Below are 21,426 nucleotides of genomic sequence, written 5' to 3'. Positions count from 1 at the left end.
ATTTGGGGCGTATTCAAATCATCTATAATGGAAGTCAATACCTCCAGAACCCTGCCGGCACCCTATGTGTTCGGCCTTACATTGCTATGTTTCGCCCTTATCGCCAGGTGCTATTCCGCCTTTCCACCGGCAGGTACAAATTCCGACGGCGTATTCATCATTACACACCTGATTACTTTACTTTATTTTTTCAGTTGCTGGATCGGCGGCTTTCTTAAACCCTGGGAGGGAAGAAGAAAAGTAATGTCTGTATTCGTAGTGCTGCTGCTCACAGATGCCTATACGGTGAATGAGTCCATTCGTGTATTTGAATCATCTTCTACCTGGTCGGCGGTTATGCTGATTTTTATCTGCGCCAATATACTGGCATTTGGATTTTTTGAAAGATGGCCGGAATGGGTAAAATACCTGCAATGCGCGGTACTGGGCTTTACATTGCTGCTGCCCTTTTACCTGGCTTTTTACCTGTTGCCGGTGTACCTGGTAAGCCTGATCGGCCTGTTGGCCATCGGACTTTCCATCGTTACATTTTCACCCATTTTCCTGCTCTGGTTTAACTTCCGGATGGTAAGAAAACTGGTATGGCCGGTGCGCAGCTACCGGCTCACCTATTTGTGGTCGGGCGCAGTGGCAGCACTGGCAGTAGTGCTATACATGGCGGCGTATGCGAACGACAAAAGCAAAATGGAGCACGCCTATACGAAAAGTAATATTGCAGTAACAGAGGAGTTGCCACCCTGGATCAGTGCCGCGCAGGAGGCCGGGACCGGGTTCATAACAGCGCAGCTGCTGAAAACGGATATCGTTTATACCAGCCCGGGTGTGCAGTCGGGTTTCAATCTTTGGGATATGCCCGACAGGGAGTTTGGAGAAAGACGAACACATGATCCGCTGTTTATGACCGCCGGCGCATTTTTGGGTACTATAACTATCCCGGAGGAAGACCGCCTGAAGATGCTGAACGTAATGTTTGATAAAAGACATTATACGGTAGACCGCTACTGGACCGGAAAAGACCTGGTAACTACCGGCGTAAGTACAACCGCCAACATCTGGCCACAGTATCACTTGGCCTACACGGAAAATATTTACACGGTTAAAAATATTCCCAAACGCAGATGGAGCAGCAGCGAAGAAGCCATTTACACATTTCATCTCCCGGAGGGCGCAGTAGTTACTTCTCTCTCGTTGTGGATCAATAACCATGAAGAAAAAGCCATCCTCACCACCCAGGCGAAAGCCACGGAAGCCTATTCGGAAATTGTAGGCCGGCAACAACGCGATCCGTCGGTGGTACACTGGCAGGAAGGCAACCGCGTAGTAGTACGTGTATTCCCCGTACTACAGAATGAAGAACGGAAATTTAAGATCGGGATCACTTCGCCATTGAAAGTGCAACACGGTAAACTGGTGTATCAACCGGTATGGTTTGAAGGCCCGGCACATGAGGATGCGCATTACGAAGTAAAACTCAATATGGATAAATGGCCCGGAGAACTGAGCTATCCCGGTGGGTTCTATTCAGACAAGGGGAAGACGGTCGGAAAAACCGGGAAGTATGATGCGGACTGGGAGTTGACAATGCGCAATGAAGCAACAGACAATGCGGCTTTCAGCTTTAACGGTCAACGATATACGTTGTTGCCCTACCAACCTTCCTATGAATTATTTGTACCGGAAAACTACTACCTGGATGTAAATAATAGCTGGAGCTATGATGATTACCGGGAGATCATCTCTCAACTCAACAATAAAAAGGTATGGATATTTCATCCCCGCAAAGGGATGATGGCAGTGAAGGAAGATAACAAGCAATCACTCTTCAACGAATTGCACGATCAACGCTTTTCCCTGTTCCCATTTTATAAAATAACAAACCCTGCAACAGCACTGGTGATCAGCGCTTCAGACAATATTTCGCCTCAACTCAGCGACCTGGATACTTCCGCTTTCAGGAATAACCTGCGCCGTTTTCTATCTCACGAAAAAATAAGATTATACAATATAAGTAATACCCTAAGCCCTTACCTGGCTACGCTGAAGGAGTCACGGTCACTGGTATACGAAAACGGAACAAAGGATCAGTTGCTGGCGCAGTTACGTAACAATAGCTTCCTGCGCCAGGAGGAAGACAGTAACCAGCTGATTATGGAAGATGCGCAAATCCGCATTGCCCGCAGCATGGATAACACTCAAACAGAGGGGCCGGATCACCTGGCGCGCCTGTTCGCTTACAATTCCATCCTGAAAGAACTGGGGCCAAAAGTTACAGGAGAAGATTTGTCCTCCGATACAGCGTTGATCAATGCCGCCAAAGCCGCTTACGTGGTCACGCCGTTGTCCAGTTTAATTGTGCTTGAAACACAGGCCGACTACGATAAATTCAAGATCAGCGATGATGTAAACAGCCTGAAAAATGCTTCTCTGAAAGGTCATGGCGCCGTACCCGAACCGCACGAATGGGCGCTTTTCATCATAGCAGTAGCCATACTTGCTTATGTGCGGTTCGAAAAATTATTCAAACGAAAAAGAAGCGTATGCTAACGTTACCGCATACACGTATATTGAATAAAGGAACAAAACTGCCGGCATTATTGCTGGCAGTTTATACCGTACTGGGCATTTTACAACTGCAACATTATTTCTCCTGGAAGAGTACTTTCTTTATACTATGCATAATAGCGATGGGAGTGGTGTTGAAGGTGGACCGGTCACGCCCCTGCAGTATGCGTTGCGGCTGGATAGCCCTGTTCTTTTTGTTACTGTCGTGGCAAATCCCTGTATTAACTTTCCGGTATGCCACGCTTATTACCGCCTTGTTTTTTGTAACAGAATTTTTTTTCGGGAGATTACAAACGCTCACTTTCATCACTGCTGCGCTCATTGCACCCGCAATTGATTTTGTGGTAAACGTATTCAGTTTCCCGATCAGGTTATGGCTCACCGGTGTGGCTGGTAACATACTGGCAGGCATCAATCCGCAGGTTACCACTACCGGCAATATGATCCTGCTGGGAAATAATGAGTTCAGTGTAGACCCTGCCTGTATGGGTTTACAGATGATGCTTACTTCACTACTATGTGGTGTGATGCTGATAGCCCTTTACCAGCGCCGTTATCAGAAAGTACTGCCGTTAACCGGTATAGTGGTGGTATTAGTGGTTATTGCGGGGTTAAACATAATCGCTAACCTGTTCCGGATTATATTGCTGGTGCAGTTTGCTTTACCTCCGGAAACAATGGCGCATGATGCGATGGGGATCGCCACGCTGCTGATTTATGTAATCCTGCCGCTGCTCCCCGGCATCAAATGGATACTGCAACGTTACGGAAAAGTAAAGCCCGCGTACAATGGCGTTCAGCCGATACCGTTATATGGCTGGCTGTTGCACGTGGTGCTGGCTGCCGGTATTATTGGCGGACACTTTTTTATGACCCCAAAAAGCACCGCTTCCGGTGAAATGGATCAGCAGGTAAAGCGCCTGTCGGGCTATAGCTATGCCGTATTGGACGATCATATCATCAAACAAACAAAGGATAATGCCTTATTGTATGTAAAAGGAATCCCGGGATTTTATTTTACGGATCATCAGCCCATGATCTGCTGGAAAGGAAGTGGCTTTGGGTTTTATAAGATACAGGAAGCAACTATACAGGGTGCGAAAGTGTATACTGCTGAATTGAAAAAAGAAAACAGTACGTTGTACACTGCCTGGTGGTATGAAAGCCGTACCCGCCGCAGCAGCAGTCAACTCGAATGGAGATGGGATGCGCTCTGCAGCGGGAATAATTATTACCTGGTAAATATTACGGTAGAAGATAAATCCTTACTGGGACCGGAAATACGGGCATTGCTGCACACGCATCTTATTCAGTGATCACTTCTGTTTCTTCTTTATGCCTGGGTTGATAATACAGGTAGAAATAAGCCAGTATTAATATCCCGGTTACAAAAGGAATCAGCGCCAGGTGTTTAAAGGTGATATCACCTGTTATTACCTGTGTGTCAAAATGGAAAAACTCACTGATCATCCAGTAGGAGTTGGCCGCAATCCATACAGAAATCGCCACATTGTGGCACAGCTCCGACATAAACTGGCGGGTACGCCACGCGATCACGATGGAAATGATCAGGGTGGGGAAGATCATCGCTACGCCCAGGGGCTTCCATATCATGCACCAGCTGATATCTTTCAACAGCCAGAAAACAATATGAAGGTTTTCCATCTTACGGTAACTTAAAGGAATGCTGTATACCGGCGAAGTGGTGGCTTGTTTGCTCATTTGTGTTATTCAGTTAATTTTATCTGGTTGAAATAGGGCGTAAAGATATTCTTTATCTTCGTTTCTGCACCAGCACCTCCGGCTATGAATGAATTTTACTGGTTTTATCAGCGTACCAGGTTTCATGGTATCAACTGGATCCCTGAAAACTTCGGACGGGTCATGATCATTGTACATGGCATTGGCGAGCATATTGGCCGCTACGATCATGTGGCCGCTTTTTTCATGAAGGAAGGATACCTGGTGATTGGCATCGATCATTATGGCCACGGTAAAAGCGATGGAACAAAAGGCGCGACCAAAGGCTTTGAATTTATGTTTGATTATTTACAAAGCTTTGTGCGGCATGTGGAAGATATCTATCACAAACCGGTGGTAATGTATGGTCATAGTATGGGCGGCGGCGTGCTCACCGGCTTCCTACTCCGGCGGCAGCCGGAAATCATGGCGGCGGTTATCTCCGCGCCGGCTTTGATCATTGGTATGCGCCCCGGCGGGTTCCTGAAAGGCGTGCTGAAAGTGGCCAGCGCCATCGCCCCCAATATCCGGATCAAACAGGGACTGGACATCAATAAAATTTCACATGATAAGACAGAAGTAGAGAAATTCAGGGCTGATCCCCTGCGGCATGATAAACTGAGCCTGCGACTGGCTAACGATATGATCCAAAACGGCGCCTGGTGCCTGTTACACGCGGCTGACCTATGTGTACCATCGCTGCTTATCCACGGCAATGCCGATGAATTTACCGCCGTGGAAGGCTCCCGCTTATTTGCTGAAAGGGCGCCCTCCGCCTTGCTTACTTACCGTGAGTGGGAGGGCATGTACCACGAAATGCATAACGAACCCGCCAGCCGGGAAGTATTATTGTTTATAGCGGGCTGGCTAAGTAATGTGAGATAAGTAGTAAATTCGGTTACAATTTATTAACTATGAAATTCTATCGCTCTTACAAATGGCTCCTGCCTGTTCTCCTGCTATGCTGCTGTATACAGGCAAATGCACAGGTCGATCTTGGTGTCCGCGGAGGCATCAGTATCCCGAATCTTACTGCCGGCGGTAGTGAGAGCAATCCCCTCAATACGGGCTACAGCTCCCGCCAGGGACCGGATTTTGGTATCCTGGGTGAATATCACATCAGCAAACTCTTTTCTATTGAAGCCATGATCTCCTACTCATCACAGGGTGGTAAAAAGGAAGGGATACAGGCATTCCCGTTCCCCCGTGAAATGGCCGGTGCATTGCCTCCCAGCGTGCCGCCGCCAACCTATCTGTATGCAGATTTCAAGAGCCAGGCAAAACTGAACTACCTGATGGTGCCCATCCTGGCTAAATTTGGCTGGAACCTGGGACACACCTCACCCTTACGCCTCTACGTGGACGCAGGCCCGTTCTTCGGCTTCCTCCTGAGTGCCAAACAGGTCACCAGCGGCAGCAGCATCCTTTACCTCGATGAGGAAGGTAAACAGCCTATTACGCAGCAACCCCAGTCTTTCGACAAAACAACAGACATCAAAGACCAGTTGCATACTTTTAATGTGGGAGTAAGCGGGAACTTAGGACTGGCCTATATCTTCGGCCGTCACCAGGTATTTGTGGAAGGGGGTGGGAACTATGGTTTCCTCAATATCCAGGAAGGCAGTGCCAATGGTAAAAATAATACCGGCGCCGCTACGGCCTCTATCGGGTATGCCTATCGCATTTGTAATAAAAAATAAAAGGATACCCTTGTTTCAGCAGGAAGGCGCCTGCTGAAACAAGGGGCCTGTCGTTATGGATTGGTAGACCATAACCCGGCTGATTTCACCAGCACTCTTCTGTTCAGCTTCAGCTGCGCCACTACAAACTCCGCCAGGTCTTCCGGCTGTAATACTTTGTCCGGGTTACCATCCGTTAAATTCAGGTCTTTTGCCATATCCGTTGCAATGGTGCTCGGCGTTAAGGCGCTCACCCGGATATTGTGTTTCCTTACTTCCAGCATCAGCGACTCTGTTAAGCCCAGCAGCCCGAACTTGGAAGCGCTGTAAGCGCTGGTAAGCGGTGCGCCCCGTTGTCCTGCTGTGGAAGATATATTGATGATGTCACCGGTTTTTCTTGCTATCATACCCGGTAATACGGCACGGGTTACATAATACACGCCCAGCAGGTTTACCCGGATAATCTGCTCCCATTGAACGGGGTCCAGGTCCATAAAATTGCCAAAAGCAGCAATGCCGGCATTGTTGATCAGGATATCGGGTTCCCCCAATTCTTTTGTCAGCTGGGCCACCGCCTCATTCACCGCGGGAAGATCACTCACATCTGCAGTTGCATAAGCAACTTTTACGCCCATACCACTGATTTCCTTTGCCACTGCTTCCAGCGGTCCGGCACTACGTCCCAACAGGGCTATATCTACGCCTTCCTGTGCCAGCGCTACTGCCAGCGCACGGCCTATGCCTTTGCCACCACCGGTGATCAGGGCCTTTTTTCCTTTTAATGATTCCATAATGCCTTCGCTTTGTAAGGTTTAAAAATACCTGGCAAAGGTACAAAGCTTTGTTCCATTTACAGCCTATCTTCGCATTGTTCCATTATAACAGCTTCAGATTATGATACAGATATCCAACGAAAAACTCACCGTACTGGTGAACCCCCAGGGAGCAGAACTGCAGAGCATTGTGAGGAAAGATACCGGCCTCGAATATTTATGGAGTGGCGACCCCGCCTTCTGGGGCAAGAAAAGCCCCGTATTATTCCCCGTAGTAGGGGGCCTGAAAGAAAATACCTATCAATACCGCGGGGAACTCTACACGCTTGGCCGTCACGGCTTTGCCAGGGAGCAACTGTTTACGGTAACGGAACAGGGAGCGGAATATGTAAGTCTCCGTCTCTCGGATAGCGAAACTACCCGTAAAGTATATCCCTTCCGGTTCGACTTTACCATCCAGTACCTCCTGCAGGACGATCAGTTACAGGTTACCTACCAGGTGCTCAACCGGGATGATAAAACCCTGCTCTTCTCTGTAGGCGCCCATCCGGCCTTTAAATTGCCGCTGGTACCGGATACAACGTATGAAGATTATTACCTGTATTTTAATAAAGAAGAAGAGGCAGGGATCTGGCCACTATCCGCAGGCGGACAGGTAGAAACCACTCCCGTTCCATATCTTCAGCATACGCACGAACTGCCGCTGAAGAAATCCCTGTTTTACAATGATGCCCTGGTATTCAAAAACCTGGCGTCTACGGCCATCAGCATCAAAAGCAACCGTACCCCGCATGGCTTAACGCTGGCCTTTGAAGGCTTCCCGTATATGGGCATCTGGGCGGCTAAAGATGCCGACTTTGTTTGTATTGAACCCTGGTGTGGAATTGCTGATAGTGTAGATGCTACCGGGGAGTTGGAAGGGAAAGAGGGGATTAACCGGCTGGCGCCGGATGGATTGTTTGAAAGAACATGGACAGCAACGATATTTTAAAAAGATGAAAAGCTGGTAGTAACAACTACCAGCTTTTCATCTTTTTAAAAATTATATCCGGCTTTCAGGCCAAAGAAACTTCTGGTGCCATCTTTAAACCACGCCTCATACTTGGCTTCTACATCAAGACCCAGTATACGGATACCAACACCCGGAGCTACCAGTCCGCCTACACCGCTGTAGTTTTTACCGGTATATTGAACAGTACCACCTTCTACCTTCACATAAAGAATAGAGATCAGGTTGTACCGCAATCCCAAACGGATAGGTACTACATTGTAATCCGAATAGTTACCGGTTACACCGCCTGTGTTAAAGCTTTTACCGCCAAAATGAAAGTAGCTCACGGAACCCACAGCAGTTAAACCTGCTATCAGCTTTACATCAGCGCCCAAACCAATACCATAACCGGTATTGTGGGTATCACCGAAGTCGCCTACCGGGAAGCCTGCTTCAACAAAAGGTCCGATACTGAATCGTTTCAATTGTGCCTGTGACGACTGTGAACTGATACAGATCATCAGGAGCATGGTTGCAAATGCCAGGAAGATTTTTTTCATAAGAACTAATTTTCAGAGGATTGGTGACTAGCAAATTAGCCATAAAAGTAAGGAACTAATTGCTAATTACGAATTGTGAATTATCGCATGAGGCGATAATACAGATTCATCCTCTTCCCGGTCCTTCCGTTTATGCGAACTATGCCCGTTGTTGTTAATCGCTTCAATCCTCGGCGGAATGAGTTTATACACCACCGGTGTAACAATACGCGACAACAAAGTAGAGCTGATCAAACCACCTATCAGCACAATGGCCAGCGGCGCAATCAGTGGATTAGTGGATATCGCCACAGGAATTAACCCGCCGATAGCCGTGAGGGATGTGAGCACAATAGGCAGGAACCGTACCTCGCCGGCCTCACGGATGGCGGCTTCCAAAGGCTTGCCCTGCATCCGCAACTGGTTGGTAAAGTCTACCAGCAAAATCGTGTTCTTCACCTCAATACCTGCCAGCGCTATCAGTCCGATGATCGCAACAAACGACAGCGAATTGCCGGTGAGCCACAACGCAATGGCGGCGCCAACAATACCCAAAGGTATCACCGATAAAACAATGAGCATACTCTTAAACGTTTTGAACTGAAGGATCAACACGGCCACAAAAAGGAAGATGGTGACAATGATCACACTCATAAATCCTCCAAAGGAATTTTTCCGGCTCTCTACTTCTCCACCCATCTCGTAAGTGTATCCTGCAGGTAGTTTCAGGGCATCCATCTGTTTTACTACATCTTCTATCACCTGGTCGGTCAGGAAGCCCTTCTTTATAAAAGCGCTCACCGCTACTACGCGGTTTTTCTCCTGGTGCTTAATAGTCAGGGGAGATGTTTCCAGCTGCAGCTGTGCCACCTGTGAAAGCGGAATCGCGGTTCCCTGGCTGTTGTTCACGTACAGATCCCTGAATACATCCAGCGTGGGTTTGGCTGTTTTCTGCTTGGTAAGCAGGATGTCGTAGTCATTATCATTCTGGTCGTTGTACTGACCGAGGTTTATACCGGCCACGGCTAAACGTACCACCCTGTCGATATTGGCGGTGGGGATGCCCAGCTGCTGCGCCTTTTCCCGGTCTATCCGCACGCGGATATCCGACTTCAGGTTACTTACCGGGTTGTTGATATAGATAGTGCCCTGGGTTTTCTCCAGCATCTTTTCCACGTTGCCGGCTAAATATCGTAAGGTGTCCAGATTATCTCCAAACAACCGTACTTCCACCGGCGCTACCATCGGCGGTCCCTGCTCAAAGTTTTTTACCTCTACTTTGGCGCCGGGATAAGGTGTCCATTTTTTACGGAGCGATTCAATCAGTTTGTTTTTGTCGGCCGGACTGGTATGTGGATCCAGCTGCACAAAGAGCTGTGCATAATCACTTTTTTCATTTTCCTGTATTTCGTTGTAATAGATACGGGGATTGCCTTTGCCGATATTACTGGCATACGAGCTTACCATCTTTTCCTGCTTCAGTTCTTTTTCTATCTGCTGCACAATACTGTTGGTATAGCTCAGGTTCGACTGTGGCGGAGCAAAAATATTGATAAGAAACTGCGGCTTTTCTGATGCAGGAAACAGGCTGAAACCAATCACCTTAAATAACCCGACGGAGGCGCCAAAAATTACCAGTGACACCGCGATAGTGATCACGGGGCGATGCAATGCTTTGTCGAGCAGCTTTGCATAACTGCCGTGGATCAGCCTTTTGAGCAAACGCATAAACAGGTTGCCTTCCGGATTACCGGTGTGCTCCTTCAGCAAACGGCTGGCAAGGAACGGGATAATAGTCAGCGACACGGCCATAGATGCCAGCACGCTGAAGATCACTGCCAGCGGGAGACTACGGATAAAATCGCCACTGCCTTCCGGCATAAATACCAGCGGCATAAAGGAGATGACCAATGCGGCGGTGCAGCCGATTACCGCCAGCCCTATCTGTGAAGTGGCCTTCAGCGTGGCTTCCATACGGCTATGTCCTTCCAGTATCCATCTTTCTATATTCTCTACTACCACAATACTATCATCTACCAGTAGTCCCAATGCTACTACCAATCCTACAATGCTCAGTTGATTCAGGCTATAGCCAAATAGCTGCAGCAATACAATACCAATAGACAGCGACAGGGGGATAGAGATCATCACAATGAGTGCCGGCCGCTGACCCAATGGGAGCAGGGTAAAGGCTACCAGCAGGATAGCAATGATAAAGTCTTTTCCCAAACCGCTTAAACGGCCGTTTACGGCGTCGGCCTGGTCGAAATACTGCACCAGGTCGATATTGGCGGGCAACGTCTTTTTGAACTTCTCAATTACCGGCTTATAGGCGATCTGTGTTTTGGTAATATTTTCACCGGTTTTCTGTGCTGCGGATACTACCACACACCGGTGACCATTCAGCCGTACAAAATACTTTTCGTCTTCAAAACCATAATATACGCGGGCAATATCTTTCAGGAAAATATTTTTCCCGTTACCGGCAGATACAATCGTGTTGCTGATTTCATCGATGTGCTGATAGTTACCGCTGGTTTTGATATTGAAACTTTTATCACCCGCATCGATACTACCACCAGGTATATTGGCCATTTCACTTTGCATGGCTGTCATCACGGTATTCACCGGCAGGTGGAGCTGCGCCATTTTATCCAATTGCAGTTCTACCCTTACCTGTTGTTCCGGCAAGCCATGCAGCTTTACGTTTTTCAGGGATGGCACTTTCTCCAGTTCATCCTGCAATTTATCGGCATAATAGCGGAGTTTGTCGCGGGAGGTGTTTTCAGAGATTAGTGCTACCTGCAGGATATTTACATCAGAGGGTTCCTGTTTCTGCACTTCAATGCTGTAAATATCTGCCGGCAGTTCCTGCCGTTTGTTGTTTACTTCTCTCACCAGTTCCTGGTATTTCTGGTCTACGTTGGAGCTGTATTTATATTCCACGTGCATAACGGCCACACCATCGCTGATGGAGGTACGAACACGTTTCATGTCGTCCAGTCCGTAGATTTCTTTTTCCAGTGGATCTACCACCATGTCTTCCATGTCTTTAGGGCTGGTACCGGGGTACACTACAACGACATTGAATTGCGGCGATCTCAGTTCCGGATCTTCGGAGCGGGGCATATTGAGGATGGTGGTGATGCCCAGCACGATGATCATTATGAATATCACCAGCGTGAACTGGTAATTTTTGACGGCATATCTGGCTATTTTCATGATCGTAATAGTTATTGGATGATACGGATAGGTGATTGATCCTTCAGATAGGCACTGCCGGAAATAATGAGTGCCTTCGCCTGTTCCATGCCGGTGCTGATGAGTACATTTTCTTTTTCCATACCTGCGATGGTAACGGGTATTTTCTGCGCGGTTTTATTGTCGTTGGTTACAAATACGAAACCGCTGCTGCCGTTACCATCCAGGAGAGAGGCGTATGGAATGCTCCATGCCGTGCTGCCGGAAACTGCGCCGGCATGAATATGACAGCGGCCAAACATGCCGGCCGCGATAGCGGCGGGCTTGTTGCCGGTGAGTTGTACATCAATGAGGAAGGTGCCGCTTTGTGCATCAATGCCTTCAGATTTACGTGTAACCGTTCCAGTGAGTGAATCGCCGGGGATGCCGGATATTTCAATGCTGGCTTTGTCGCCGTTTTTTACCTGCGCCCATTCCCTATCGCTTACGCCTACACGAAGTAACCAGTGCGAGCTGCTGGCGCCATTGGTTTGTAATACCGGTGTGCCTGCATTCACCATTTGTCCGCTGCTCACCAGTTTATGCAATACATACCCATCCTGTGTGGCGTGAATAGCAGAGAAGCTGCGGTTAAACTGGGTAGTGCTCAGTTGCTGCCTTGCCTGGTCCATAGTGGTTTTGCTGTTTTCCAGCTGTTCCTGTGTGGCTACGCTGTCGTTATGCAACCGTACAATACGCTGGTAATCGCGCTGGGCTTTTTCAAAGGCCAGCTGGTCTTTTTGCACCTGCGCATTTATTTCTGTGAGATTGAGTGTTGCCAGTAATTGTCCCTTATGTACTTTATCACCTTCCTTAACCAGGATATTGCTGATGATACCGTTGGTTTTGAAAGAAAGATATACTTCATCGTCGGTGGTAAATTGCCCGGAAGCATTGATCGTAACGGCGGTTCCCTGTTTTTCCAGCGGCATGATCTTCACCGGGATGGTATCGGAAACGGTGGTGGTAGCTGCCGGTTTGCTGCCGCAGGAAAACAGCAACAGGGAGAAGGGCAGCAGGAGCAATGTATTTTTCATGGGTGTGAGTTTATTAGTTGTTGTAATTGTTGTTAATATCGTAAGATGCCTGTGCACGTTCTACCGATGCGTAGGCCGTTTGCACAGCAGCCTGTGTTACGGTAGTTTGCAGCTGGGCCTGTGTAAGCTGGTTTTGTGCGTCGAGCAGTTCTATATACAGCAGTTGTCCTTCTTTATATACTTTCATCTGGTCCCGGTAATATCTTTCCGCAAACGATAGCTGGCTTTGGGCAGTTTTGAAATTCAGCAGGGCGGTCTGGTAATTGTTGACAGCTTCGTATAGCTGTAACCGTAGCTGGTCGGTTGTTTGGTCGGCAGCGTTGGTGATGGTGGCTACTTCGTTAGCGGCCTGTTTAATTTTGTATTTGTATTTATGGGAGGCGAACAGGTTCCATTCCAGGTTTACACCAAACAGGTAGTAGCGGGTATCTTTATCGAAACGCGCGCCTGTGCCCTGTGAGCCGAGGTCAATGAAGGTACTGAGCTTTGGCACCAGGTAGGAGCGTTGGAGTTGTTCGTTTAAGCGGTATACGTTAGCCGCACTTTTGTATTGTGCCAGTTCTTCGCGGCCGTTGATATCTTTACCGGGCAGCTGTGCCGGCACTTGAAGAAGGGTGCTGTCGAGCGTAATGTTTTCATCGAGTGCGCGGTTCAGCAGGAAGTTGAAATAGGCTTTGGAGTTCTGCCGCGCATTAATGGCTTTGTTGATATCGGCATCCGTTTTTTGTTTCTCTGTTTGTGCGCGGTACAGGGCGGTATTGTTACGTATACCATTACGCACCATGCTTTCATTGATGCGGATGTTTTCATTGATGAGCGACAGGGCGTTATTGTAGATGGCTACTGCCTGTGCGGCCTGGTAGTATTGGTAATAAGCCGATTTAATATCGCGCACCAGTTCCCGCTTGTATACATTCAGGGCTGCCTGTTGCTGTGTAATCTGTTCTCTCCGGATCTTCTGGTTGTAATAGATCTCCGCATTGATCAGCGGCAAACTGGCTCTCACCTTTGCATCGTAAAAGTTGTCGGGGTTCAGCTGTACGGATACGTTGTCGATGTTTTTAAAATCGTGGCTGTTGGTCAGCTGGTTCAGGCTATTGTACACCGGGTTCATAATGTCCCCGATGGGAAAGTCGATGGTACGGCCTCCTGCCGATTTGGTGTAGCTGCCCAGTACCGATACATTCGGTCCAAAAAGGCTTTTCGCTTCCTGCAAAGCGAGCATTGATTTAGTGAGCTGAAAGTTTTGATCTTTTAGTCCTTTATTGTTGCTGAAGGCGGATTGTATGTATTGATCCAGCACAGAACTTTGTGCAGAGGAGCTGAAACCCGCTGTGAGCAGGATTATTAACAATGCCCCTTTTGTGATTGATGTGTACATAATGAACGGTGTTTATTGAAGCCGAAAAAAATAAAGCCTGCAAGGCTTTTTGTTAATCGTTGTTGATATACTGAACAGTGTTTAATAGAGGGTTGAAAAAAAAGCCGTAGCGGCTTTTTAGTGTATATTTTCCGGTTACATTTCATCTTCACAAAGCAATACTATGCTTTAATCATCCGCAGGTATTCTTTGATGGCTTCGTCCATCACTGCCGGCATATCTTCATCAGATACACCTGAGACTTTAACACATCTTCCCCGCAGGTTCAGGCTTATAAATCCATGTGCAAAGGACCATACCGACAGCGTACCGACAGTTGCATTTTTAAACTTCACTAATTTTTTGTCGATACATTCCTGCATCAGGTTATATAAAGCATCGTAGGCAGGATCTCCATTCTTCCACTTTTCTTCATCCATCACCGCATTCATAGGCGCCTTGATGATAAACATCAGGTCATATAACTCCGGATGATTCCTTGAAAACTCCAGATAGGCATGCGCAAGCTGCTCCAGCCTTTTGAACGGATCGCGGCTATTCACTTTTTGCAGGAACTCTGTTGCCAGGGTCGCAAACGCCTCCGTTTGTACATCGTATAACAGCTGATCTTTATCTTTGTAATAAAGGTAAATAGTTGCAGGACTGTATTCTATTTTGTCAGCAATATTGCGGATCGATACTTTCTCGTATCCGTCCTCCACAAACATTTTAATAGCTACGTCTACAATACGCCTGCGCATCTCAGCCTTTTCACGTTCTTTTCTTTCTATTATGCCCACGTTGAATTGTTTACAGTGCAAATATACTGAACAGTGTTTATTTTCCAAATTTATTTTTGGAAGAAGGGATTTTGAGGGTAGGGTTTACTCCACCATTACCTCGTCGCAACAAAGCGCAGCCTTCTTTCCCTCAACCAGGCGCCAATCAGGAAGCGTAACAGGGCACCTGGCGGTAATCCGGATGTACCTGGCAGCCGTCCCGGAAACAGGGAAAGTATAAGGGTTAATCCGCACCGCGTAATCTTCTTCCGGAACAGGAATGTCCTTCACGCCGGCTGAGTTAAAGTGAGTTCCATCCACGGATGTTTCTACCAACACTTGTGTAGGATTGAAAATATAATGCCGCGCGTCCTGTAAAAAATTCATTTGGATCTGGCGGATAGTTTTACTGCTGCCCATATCAATAGTGGCAATCATATCCTTGCCATAAGTAAAGAGCCAGTTGTAACTGAAGTCGTTGCCACCGGTTAACCCGTCGGTGAGCGTACGTTCCTTTTTAGGCGTATACTCCGGGGTGTAGGGGTTTACGAGAGTAACCGCTGCACCCAATGCAAGGCTCTTTACCCATTTGCGGGAAAACAGTTCCTGCCATTCCTGTGCATATGCATCCGGTGATAATCCTCCTTCTGCAAGTTCCTGCACACCGGCGGTTTTACACTGCGCTACAAACTTCTGTACACGCTGCGGCCACCGCGGATTTACCGTGCCGTCCGGCTGGAGGTAGCCATATTTGTCGGTGCCATAAAAGCGGGATTGCTGCAACACTGCGTATTCCAGGAACAACCGGGTATTATACACCCGGCGGAGATAAAGCGGGTTGTTACCGGCTGCTGCTTCGGCCTTATCCAGGAAACCAGAGTACAGGTCTGTTTGTACGGGCGATAAATAATCATGTGATGAGTAGATGGGGTTGCCATAAATATCCAGCACTGCACGGGTGCTTTTAACGGCATTGGTGAGCGCATCGAGGTATTGGCCCATCGCCGGGGCAGCAGGACCGTAGTAGCCCTTTAAAAAGTCGCTGGTGATCTTTTTGATGTCAGCATCCGGTTGCCATAACAGTGCCGCCTGTACGTAGCTGTTGTATTCGGCCATATCACCATAAGTTTCGCCGCTGCCCTGGGAAAACACGCCCTTCACATGATGTGTGGCAAAATACTGCAGGTTGGATTGGAGGTTACCATAGTCGGGAAATGGATTCAGGTAATTGGTAAACTGCGTGGTATAGTCCCAGATGAAAAGGTTACCAGTAGTAGCTTCCCAGCCTTCCAGGTTTTTGCGGAAGCCAGCTGCGGAAGAGGCCTGCGCCAATGGTTCCTGCCGGAACGCGTCGATAGTGCTCAGCATTATGAATACATTGGCGCCCGGTTTTGTTTTCAGCGGGGCCTTTGCAGTGTAGCCATATGCCAGTGTGGTAAAGTGCTGGTCCGGGAATTGTTTGGCCACCCGGTTTACAAAACGGATCAGTGAACCCTGCGGACCGCCTTCTTCTGCATCTGCCTTGCGGCACAAATCGCAGGTACAGCCACCGCCGCCATCCTGCGGGGCAATGGACCAGTACATGGCATCCGGGTTATCGGCAATGGCTTTTTTAAACCACTCTACCGTTAAAGTATATACGTTTTCATTACTTAAGCATAGCTGCAACGGCTGCCTTTTGCCGTTTACCATTGAATAATATTCGGGATGCTCTTTGAAATAAGTATCCGGCGGAAGGATTTTGAAGAAGGAATGTCCCCATATTCCCCACAGGTCTTCAAACCGGTGCAATCCATGCCAGGCGAGGTATTCGGCATCCATAGAAGGAGGGTAGTAGCTTTCCCGGTAAAGAAATGCAGGCTCCCGCAAATCGGAGATCGCGCCGTTCAAACGTATATCCTTCACCGTTGGGATCACGGCAGGACCGGCAGCATCCTTACGGCAACCCATATACGTTTGTAACGTATAATATACGCCATATACCACTCCCTGGCCGCTGCCGCCACGGATAAAGAGCTGTTTGTTTTTACTGCCGGCGAAATAACCTTCTCCGTGAATTTCAGCCGGACCTGCACTATGACTGGTGTTGCCAATAAACACTGCGGGTTGGTCTTTGTATTGTAGTTCTGTTATCACCGGTAATGCAGCCCCGGAAATGCGTTGAATATAATCCCGGAAAATACCCGCCGCTTTGCTTTCTGCTTTGGTGGCCTGCTCCGGCAGCACAATCACATATTCGCTGCGTCCCTGCCGTACCAGCGTAATCTCTTCTGCCGAAGGCTGACAGGCGCTGTATAACAACGTAGTGATCATTAACAAAAGGCTGTTCATAATTCTGCACATTGTAGTTCCGTTAAAATTTCCGCTGAAGCGTTACATAAATATCGTACTGGTTCTGGTACCCGGTGTCGCTGATCTTCTGGTTAATCCAGGTGCCGAAAAGTCCGAGTGTGGTCCGGTACCGGATCACTTTCTGGTAACCTGCGCCAATGCTATGCGTCAGCAAGCCGGAAAGATTAGGGAAGTTAATCAGCCGGCTCCTGTCGTCCGGCGAAGTACCCAATCCTGCTACCACCTGCAGATAGTCCTGCCGCCGGTTCATGAAGTAACGGGTGGTAAGATTAAAGGACGTATAAAAATCAGAAGATTCGCTGATGGCGTATCCCCGCAGGTTTACCCAGAAATCACCGAAGGGCTTTGCTACAGAAACCACGCCGGAAAAACTGTTGGTACTGTCCAGGTTCAGGTAACGGCCGCCCAGCTCCACTTCTATATCTTTCTTAAAGGTTTTGAAGATCGAGTATGCCGCCCGCAGTTGAGGGAATACAGTTTTATTGGAGTAAGCCAGCATACCATAGGAATACAGTTTAGGCGTGTGCGTGTAATACATTTCTGCCAGTCCCTGTAAGCCGTTACCGGTTTTCCTGCCTGCATAGTTCAGTTGCACAGCATATGAGCCGCGCTTTATATAGTGCCGGTATTCGATGGTAGCGATGTTGTATTTATCAGACATGTAATCATAGCTGGAATTGAGGTAGTACAGCCCAAACTGATTCTTCAGTGTTTTACTCTGGAGGTAATCCCGGTAATCGGTATTTACAGCAGTTGGCTGCAGCTTTACCACCGAATCGGCCACCAGTGCGGCGGCGGCGAAGTCTTTTTTATTCTCCAGGGTGATGGCCCGTTTCATTAAAAAGGTTTCATTATCCGGGTAGTATTTTATTCCCTGTGCGGAGTAGGCCAGGGCGCTGTCGTAACGTTGCCGGCCATTGAGGATATTGATACTGTATAACAGTGCCATTGAATCTTTCGGGCGCAGGGCCAGCACCTGGTTAAACATGGCCAGGGCGCTATCGGGTTGCTGATTACGCTGGTAATCCGTACCGGCCGACATCAGGCTGGTGAGATACGCATTTTTGTATTTGATCGTATAAGGGTACCGGTTCATCAGGTCGCCGGTAATGGCTGCAGATTCATTATATGCGTGCATATCCTGCAGTACGGATGCTTTTTTCAGCAGGAAGTCGCGGTTGCCGGGATAATAAGTCAGCGCTTTATCCGCAAAGTACAGGGCGCTGTCGGGCTTGCCGGTGGCGCTTTGCATGTTGATCATATACTCAAGCGCCTCCTGGTTGGAGGGCACTACTGCCAGCACCTGCTCAAACTGTTGTTTGGCGAGATCATATTCTTCTGCACGCATTAAATTACGGCCGGCGGTTAAACGCATGTCGGCAAAGTTATTACTGAAGCGTTCATCGGAAGGATAGCGTGCAGCCAGTTCACCTGCTATGGCAGCAGCTTCTTCATACCTGCCGGCATCTGCCAGCACACCGGATTTTTTCAGGAGAAAAGATTCGTTGGCCGGGTAATAGGTGAGTGCCTGGTCCAGTACTTTTAATGCAGCGGAAGTATTTTTTTGGGAGATGTAGGTATTGGCGAGCAGTTGCAGCACCGTAGAATCACCAGGACTCACCTGTCGGGCGGATTCAAAGGAAGCCAGGGCCAGGTCGTATTGCTGCTGCGCGAGGTATTCCCGCCCGGTGGCGGTTTGCAGCTGTACCAGTCTTTCTTTAAGCGCCGGGTTGGGTGCGCGCTGATACAGTATCATGGCCAATGCGGCGGCGCTGCCATACTTACGGTCGCCTTCCAGCACATCCATCTTTAACGTCAGCAGGCGGCTGTCGTTGGGGTGGGCTTTCAGTCCCCGGTTAATCCACGCCAGCGCTTCCTGGTAGGCGCCACGGGCCATACTGTAACCAATGAGTTTATCCAGTGCTTCCCGGTTGCCTGGATTTTTTTCCAGTACACTTCCATACAGCGTATAGGGGTCCATGTTGGCATAGTAAGTAGCGGCTTCCATGCGCAGGGACGTTTCCAGGGTATGCGCTTTGGCATCTCCGGGATACCGGCGTTGTATTTCCTGCAAGGTACTCAGCGCTTCTGTATAGGCGTGCATGTCTTCCAGTATACCTAGCTTCCGCATCAGCAGATCGTAGCTGCCGGGATGTGCGGAGAGTTCATCATTCACCTGTTCAAGGGCCGACTGGTAATTACCTCCCTTCAAAGCCACGCCCAGGTTGGCTTCGCGCGCCTCGCGGTTGCGTGGGTCTACAAGCAGTACCCGGTCGTAACTCTGACGCGCCATGCCGCTGTTGCCTAATTGCTGGTAATACTTGCCGCTTTGGAGGTGGTGTTCTATATAGGCATTGCGCACCGTGGTATCTTCAGGATATTTGTTCAGGATGGTTTCGGCGAGTTCATTGCCACGATATACTTTGTGCTGCAGATCCAGGATGCCCAGCTTCTTCAGCATAAATTCCCGGCTGCCGGGAAAATAAGCCAGGGCTTCATCTACATAACATTCTGCTTCTGCATATTTGCCGGTGGTCAGTTCTACGTTGATGGCATAGTAATAAGCGTCGCGGTAACGCGGATTTTTCGCAAGTACTTCTTTGGTGTATTTCCTGGACAGGTCATATTGTTTGGTGAGCATGTATAAACGCGCCAGCAACAACTGCTGATCAATAAAATCAGGCTGGGCTTTCAGCGCCTGGTGCGATAAGCTGATTGCTTTATCATAGTGCTGCAGTTTGGTTTCCTGAACGGCCTGGTTATACAGGGCCTCTGCATTATTCTTCTGTTTTAAGATCTGCGCCTGCGTTTGCATAGCCCAACACATCAGTATGCCTGTTAACAGATGTTTTAATACAGCCATTTGCTTATCTTTTATGAGTTTATTTTTTCTTTCCAAATCCCTGTCTTTGCATATTTCCCCACGAAGATTTTTTCCCGGTCAGGAAGAACCAGTATCCCCGTAATGCAAAAAACACAATCAGCGGATGATAGATCAGTGGTTCAAAAAAAGCCATCAGCGACAGTGAAATTACTTCCCGCCAGGTTTTGTAATAGCCGTAGGTAAGCTGGTCCCAGCAGATGGCCAGCGTAGTGATCATCACGGAGAAGAGGTATACAAAGAGTAATAATATAAGTGCGTAGGGCCAGTTTACCTGGTCCGTAATAATCAGGTAGATATAATAAAGAATACCGGTGAACTCTATAACAGGCGCCAGGAACTCAAAGAACAGGTTATAGGGTAACACTATCAGTCCGAGTTTTCTGTAACGCGGATTGAAAATGAGTTTCCGGTGCAGGGTGATGATCTCTGCTAATCCGCGGCCCCAGCGGGTTCGCTGGCGACTGAATATTTTCATATTCGGAGGCCCTTCTGTCCAGCATTGAGTAGTAGGGATATAACGGATGGCATATTTCAGCTTGTTATCGATCATAAATGCGCACATGCGGGTAACAATATCCATGTCTTCCGCAAAGGAACTGTGATCATAGCCACCGGCTTTGATGGCTACTTCCTTGTCAAACAAGCCCAGTCCGCCGGAAACATTGGGCACGCTGTTCATTACGCTCCATCCCATTTTCCCCAGCACGTAAGCCCGGATGTATTCCATTTCCTGGAAGCGGGGCAGTAGTTTTTCGGGGGGGCGTACCCGTATGATCACACCTTCATCAATTTCCGTGGAGTTGGCGATACGTAATGTAGCGCCGGTGGCTATCACCTGCCGGCTGTCTTCCATTACATGCACGTATCCGCACTGGGGGCATGGTTCGCCGATCTCTTTGGTTTTTTTATGCTCTTCATCCATGAATGGTTTGATCATACGCAGCAGTGTGTCTTTTTCAATGATACAATCCACATCTGTATTCAGGAAGTAGTCGAAGGCAGCAGCGTTGATGCCCGCATTGGCGGCATCAGCCTTGCTTTTACCATTTACTTTGTCGATCACCAGCAATTTATCGTAGGCCGTGTTGGTAGATTTAAACAGTTGCCGCACGGGCTGTGTTACAATCCTTTCGTTATAGGCGAAATCCACGGGTACCAATTCAAATTCCAGGATCAGCTTTTCCAGGGTATCATCTGTGCTGCCGTCGTTTACAATGATCACCTCATAACGTGTATAGTTTAGCGTTAGAAGTGAGCGTACATTCATGATGATGGTAACGCTTTCATTATAGGCCGGCGCTATCACGGATATGCCTGGTGTGAGCGGGGAATCGAGCAGGTGATCATAATTGGTGAAACTGCTTTTTTTGCGGAAACGGATAATACCACGGTAAGACATATACGCCAATAAAGCATACATGCACAACAGTACACAACCATATATAAATACGCCTCCTTCAAAAAATGTTCTGAGCATAGCACACTGTTTT

The 21,426-nt window shown here is 48.2% G+C and carries 15 protein-coding genes; 5 read left to right on the top strand and 10 right to left on the bottom strand.

The features are described from left to right. Positions 1-27: 27 nt before the first annotated feature. Positions 28-2,544, top strand: coding sequence for an XrtN system VIT domain-containing protein (locus B5Z18_RS04495; protein WP_079468190.1), 2,517 nt, complete (start codon positions 28-30; stop codon positions 2,542-2,544). Further along, on the top strand, positions 2,538-3,878 hold the full coding sequence (gene xrtN, locus B5Z18_RS04490; RefSeq protein ID WP_159454181.1) for an exosortase N: 1,341 nt from the start codon (positions 2,538-2,540) through the stop codon (positions 3,876-3,878). The genes B5Z18_RS04495 and xrtN overlap by 7 nt, the downstream gene beginning before the upstream one ends. Here xrtN and B5Z18_RS04485 read toward each other — a convergent pair. Next, positions 3,868-4,284 (bottom strand): hypothetical protein, encoded by a 417-nt coding sequence (locus B5Z18_RS04485; protein WP_235015872.1) that lies wholly within the window; start codon positions 4,282-4,284, stop codon positions 3,868-3,870. The two genes, xrtN and B5Z18_RS04485, sit on opposite strands and share 11 nt — an antisense overlap. An 84-nt stretch (positions 4,285-4,368) precedes the next feature. Here B5Z18_RS04485 and B5Z18_RS04480 point away from each other — a divergent pair, with 84 nt between their 5' ends. Together B5Z18_RS04480 and B5Z18_RS04475 are read left to right on the top strand one after the other, a co-directional pair. Continuing rightward, positions 4,369-5,187, top strand: a complete 819-nt coding sequence (locus tag B5Z18_RS04480) for an alpha/beta hydrolase (RefSeq protein WP_079468188.1) — start codon at positions 4,369-4,371, stop codon at positions 5,185-5,187. Positions 5,188-5,216: 29 nt separating this feature from the next. After that, on the top strand, positions 5,217-6,002 hold the full coding sequence (locus B5Z18_RS04475; protein ID WP_079468187.1) for a porin family protein: 786 nt from the start codon (positions 5,217-5,219) through the stop codon (positions 6,000-6,002). A 53-nt stretch (positions 6,003-6,055) separates the two neighbouring features. Here B5Z18_RS04475 and B5Z18_RS04470 read toward each other — a convergent pair whose 3' ends face one another. Beyond that, the gene (locus B5Z18_RS04470; RefSeq protein WP_079468186.1) at positions 6,056-6,772 is read right to left on the bottom strand and encodes a 3-ketoacyl-ACP reductase; all 717 of its coding nucleotides are present in this window, start codon (positions 6,770-6,772) and stop codon (positions 6,056-6,058) included. Between the two features lie 103 nt (positions 6,773-6,875). On the opposite strand from B5Z18_RS04470, the gene B5Z18_RS04465 reads away from it, so the two are divergent. Next, on the top strand, positions 6,876-7,745 hold the full coding sequence (locus B5Z18_RS04465; RefSeq protein ID WP_079468185.1) for an aldose 1-epimerase family protein: 870 nt from the start codon (positions 6,876-6,878) through the stop codon (positions 7,743-7,745). Between the two features lie 44 nt (positions 7,746-7,789). Here B5Z18_RS04465 and B5Z18_RS04460 read toward each other — a convergent pair whose 3' ends face one another. From B5Z18_RS04460 to B5Z18_RS04425, 8 genes are all read right to left on the bottom strand, one after another. After that, on the bottom strand, positions 7,790-8,305 hold the full coding sequence (locus B5Z18_RS04460; protein ID WP_079468184.1) for a hypothetical protein: 516 nt from the start codon (positions 8,303-8,305) through the stop codon (positions 7,790-7,792). A gap of 66 nt (positions 8,306-8,371) precedes the next feature. Next, positions 8,372-11,506, bottom strand: coding sequence for an efflux RND transporter permease subunit (locus B5Z18_RS04455; protein ID WP_079468183.1), 3,135 nt, complete (start codon positions 11,504-11,506; stop codon positions 8,372-8,374). An 11-nt stretch (positions 11,507-11,517) separates the two neighbouring features. Continuing rightward, positions 11,518-12,561 carry an efflux RND transporter periplasmic adaptor subunit gene (locus B5Z18_RS04450; protein WP_079468182.1) on the bottom strand — a complete coding sequence of 348 codons (1,044 nt, stop codon included), beginning with the start codon at positions 12,559-12,561 and terminating at the stop codon, positions 11,518-11,520. A gap of 13 nt (positions 12,562-12,574) precedes the next feature. Next, on the bottom strand, positions 12,575-13,942 hold the full coding sequence (locus tag B5Z18_RS04445; protein WP_079468181.1) for a TolC family protein: 1,368 nt from the start codon (positions 13,940-13,942) through the stop codon (positions 12,575-12,577). Between the two features lie 161 nt (positions 13,943-14,103). Beyond that, entirely contained in the window at positions 14,104-14,721 is a 618-nt protein-coding gene (locus tag B5Z18_RS04440) for a TetR/AcrR family transcriptional regulator (protein WP_143313488.1), read from the bottom strand. A gap of 84 nt (positions 14,722-14,805) precedes the next feature. After that, the gene (locus tag B5Z18_RS04435) at positions 14,806-17,031 is read right to left on the bottom strand and encodes a DUF4838 domain-containing protein (protein WP_143313487.1); all 2,226 of its coding nucleotides are present in this window, start codon (positions 17,029-17,031) and stop codon (positions 14,806-14,808) included. 22 nt (positions 17,032-17,053) lie between these two features. Next, a complete protein-coding gene (locus B5Z18_RS04430) occupies positions 17,054-19,915 on the bottom strand; it encodes a tetratricopeptide repeat protein (RefSeq protein WP_143313486.1) in 2,862 nt (953 codons plus the stop codon). Between the two features lie 19 nt (positions 19,916-19,934). After that, the gene (locus B5Z18_RS04425; RefSeq protein ID WP_079468177.1) at positions 19,935-21,413 is read right to left on the bottom strand and encodes a glycosyltransferase family 2 protein; all 1,479 of its coding nucleotides are present in this window, start codon (positions 21,411-21,413) and stop codon (positions 19,935-19,937) included. Positions 21,414-21,426: the final 13 nt, after the last annotated feature.

Source organism: Chitinophaga ginsengisegetis, from assembly GCF_900168065.1.
Taxonomy (GTDB): domain Bacteria; phylum Bacteroidota; class Bacteroidia; order Chitinophagales; family Chitinophagaceae; genus Chitinophaga; species Chitinophaga ginsengisegetis.
The sequence above is the reverse complement of the archived record's forward strand: the minus strand, read 5'-3'. Positions and strand labels throughout refer to the sequence as shown.